Origin of the sequence: Streptomyces sp. NTH33, assembly GCF_003236365.1 — a bacterium.
Lineage (GTDB): Bacteria > Actinomycetota > Actinomycetes > Streptomycetales > Streptomycetaceae > Streptomyces.
Map to the genome: position 1 here is coordinate 1 of NZ_POTZ01000631.1, position 3,108 is coordinate 3,108.

The 3,108-nt window shown below is 67.9% G+C and carries 4 protein-coding genes; 2 read left to right on the forward strand and 2 right to left on the reverse strand.

Translation table 11 applies throughout. The features are described 5' to 3' along the window. Positions 1–567: 567 nt before the first annotated feature. Together C1I97_RS34085 and C1I97_RS34090 are read right to left on the reverse strand one after the other, a co-directional pair. A complete protein-coding gene (locus C1I97_RS34085; RefSeq protein ID WP_441349187.1) occupies positions 568–1,605 on the reverse strand; it encodes a TniB family NTP-binding protein in 1,038 nt (345 codons plus the stop codon). Positions 1,606–1,632: 27 nt separating this feature from the next. Further along, complete coding sequence (locus C1I97_RS34090) at positions 1,633–2,379, reverse strand: Mu transposase C-terminal domain-containing protein (RefSeq protein ID WP_309147847.1); 747 nt, start codon at positions 2,377–2,379, stop codon at positions 1,633–1,635. Positions 2,380–2,427: 48 nt separating this feature from the next. On the opposite strand from C1I97_RS34090, the gene C1I97_RS34095 reads away from it, so the two are divergent. Continuing rightward, positions 2,428–2,691 carry a Y4bD/Y4pK family protein gene (locus C1I97_RS34095; RefSeq protein WP_258382876.1) on the forward strand — a complete coding sequence of 88 codons (264 nt, stop codon included), beginning with the start codon at positions 2,428–2,430 and terminating at the stop codon, positions 2,689–2,691. Between the two features lie 176 nt (positions 2,692–2,867). After that, on the forward strand, positions 2,868–3,047 hold the full coding sequence (locus C1I97_RS34100; RefSeq protein ID WP_111006862.1) for a hypothetical protein: 180 nt from the start codon (positions 2,868–2,870) through the stop codon (positions 3,045–3,047). Positions 3,048–3,108: the final 61 nt, after the last annotated feature.

The following is a 3,108-nucleotide window of genomic DNA, read 5'->3' on the forward strand; positions in this document are numbered from 1 at the left end:
GGCACCCTGAACACTGCCGCCGGCCACGGCAAGCGACACGCGGTCCATGGTCTCGATCAGGTGATCCATCGTCGTACTCATCAGGTGACTCCTTCGGGGAGATGCACACCTGATTCATGACACTCCCTCCTCGGGGAGGAGGTTGCATGGTGTCCAGGGCGAGGCGGACGAGACGTCGAGGGACTTGGTGCCGTAAGGCCAGGTCCTGAATGGTGTGACCTCTGCGGGCGTCGATGTAGATGAGCAGGGGGAGATGGGGCTGGCCCGGGAACAGCTCTGTTCGTGTTGTGCGTGGGTTGGGTTTCATGCGGCCGCGCGGGGAACTGGCGTCAGCTAGTGCCCGGTCCAGGGACTCCTCGGAGCGTCCGGAGACAGCAGCCAGACGGGCGAGTTGGGGCTTGCCGAACCAGAACGGCGGTCCGTTGAGGAAACAGTGCAGGTAGCTCGGCTTGAGGTGGTTCGCGCGGGCGAGGCGGCGGACGTAGGAGTCGGTGATCTCGCCGGCGCAGGGGCGTAGTCGAACCGGCAGTGGAGCCAGCCGGTGGGGCAGCTCGGGCGCTGGGCGGGTCACTTCAGCTGGTTCTTCTTCGGGATTTCCGCAGCGTGGTCCAGGGGGACCGCGTCAAGGCCGTTCTTCGTCACGCGTTCTGTGCCGTTGAGGATCGCGTCGATCGCGGCGCCTCGGACCGCATGGGACAGCGCGCCGATCATCCCGTCAGTACGTTTGTGGAGGTAGCGGTCCAGCTTGACCAGACTGCCCGGTGGATGGTCGTGCAGGAGAAGAGTCTGCTCCAGGGTCGCGACCAGGCCCTTCCACTCGTCACCGTAGGGGAACCGGCGGGTGGGGACGAGGGTGAAGCGGCTCGCGATCTGGGCGCTCCGGGTGCCTGCCAGCAGTTCGCTGGTTTCGAGGTTGATGCCCGCGTAGGCGAACGTCGCGGGGAGGCGTTCTGAGAAGTACTTCAGGGTGTCGGAGACCTCGGCACCGGCCCGTGTGACCTGCGAGACGTTGTGGATTTCGTCGACCAGGACCAGGCCGGTGCGGGTGTCCGTGCAGACGCCGACCACCGCTTCGATGATGTCGGTCATGTTTGATCTGGCCCGGACCGGCAGGCCCAGGAAGCGCGCGAACTCGGCCGCGATCATGCGTGCGGTCGCCGCGGGCGGGACGGTGATGTAGAGCACTGGGATGCGGTCGGCGACGTTCGGGTGGCGGGCCCGGTCGAGGAGTTCGTGGGCGAGCCCGAGCTGGGTGAGGGCGCTGGTCTTGCCCGTGCCGGGCAGCCCGGAGACCATCAGGCCGCGGCGAGCGCTGATCGCGTGCCGGTTGAGCAGGACCAGCCGTCGGCCGCAGACCACCGTCTTCTCGACGAACGAGGTGGCGACCACGAGCATCCGGGCGTGATGATCGAGCCGGTCCTCGTCGTAGAGCGCCCGCTCGACCGGAGACATTTTGCCCAGCTCAGCGAGGGGCAGCAGGACCGGGGGCTGGGGCGGGCCCGCAATGAACCTGCGCCATCCTTCCAGGGTCGTCAGTTGCCGGTTGGTCTCGGCATCGGCCTCCCGCAGAGAAGTCGGCCGGGCTGCGGGTTCGGAGATGGTCACGGACGCCTCCAGGGGTTGGCGAGCGGATCAAACAGGCCCAGCGGGATGACCTTCGCCGACTCGGTGTCCGCCTGATCGTCCTGAACTGCTTCGGCGGTGGGCGGATCGGGGACCGGCCGGTCGGAGGCAGTGGCCCGGGTCTGTGCGACGACGCGCCGGGACCGCTTCGTCGCATGGTCCTTCCGGGACCTGTTCGCGGGCGTGGTCCCAGGCCATCTCGCCGAACGGGACGCCGACGCGGTGCAGATGTTTCCAGAACACCGTGATCCACCGGGCCGGCTCACTGCGGCGGTCGCGTACCCAGACACGGGGGACGTCGTAGGGGTCGTAGTGGATCTCCCACAGTCCCTTCTTCTCCGCCACCCCGGAGTGCTGGCGGCGCAACGGGGTCAGTTCGGCGTCGTCGTAGGTGCGGTGGTTGATCCGGATGCCGTAGGAGTTGATCGCCTGCCAGCGCTCGGGCAGCAACTCGACGTAGTCCTCGCCGCTGAACGGGGCCGGAACGTAGCCGCACGACTCCAGCAGCGTCGCGTACTTCTCGTTCGGCGTGAACGCGCGCTTCGGCGAGTCCGGGTCCCTCAGTGCGTCGTGCGGACGGTTCTGCCAGATGACGATCCACTCGTCGAGCAGGCCCTGGTTCGGGCAGGGACCACAGCGGTCCGTTCTCCAAGCCCCGGCCCCGGCGGTCCACCGATCGGCCGGTGTAACCCGCGACGAACTGCGCGAACAGCGTTGCCACCGAACCCAACGTTTTCTCGATCGCGCCTTTGCCACACGTCGTCGACTGCACCCGATCAGTACGGTCAGCCGGGAGTTATCCGGGTGACGCATCCGTTCCATCCGTGGTGCGGGCGGGAGTTCGTCTTCGTCGACCGGCGTCTGGCCTGGGACGAGGATAGGGTCAGCTTCGTGGACGAGAACGGGGAGGTGGCCTCGCTGCCTGCAGCGTGGACGGACATCGACCCAGTAGATCCGTTCGTGGTGGTCGCCGCGGGTCGCTGCCCGTTCCGCGTGGACGACCTGCTGGCCGCCGCCGACCTGATCGACGCGCTCCGCTCCGGCAATGTCGGGAAGACGACGCCGTGAGCGTCGTCTGATCCACGCCGTATCGTGTGCCCGTGCCGTCCGGCGGCGCGCGGAGGAAGCCCCCGGAGTGCGCCCCCACCTGCTGCTTCGCCTCCGTGCGCCGACCTTGAGGGCTTGGCAGCCCCACCTGTCGGCGCGAACCTGGTGACACCGGCTCGGAACGAGGGAGTGACACGGTGGCATCGACGGCGACGGACCCGAAGGTGGCCGCCCTGGCGGCGGCCCGCTCGCTCAACCCGCATCCGGAGAAGGTGGTCGACGAGGCATTCCTCGCCTCGCCGTTCTGCGATTGTCGGCGTACACGTGAACGTCCCCACCCGCGTACGGATGAACGCGGCCAGTTCCTGATGCGCTGAGGGGTGCTGCTCGGCACTCTGCTGCTTGGTCGGTGTAGGCGGCGGAGGGGCGGTCGACAGT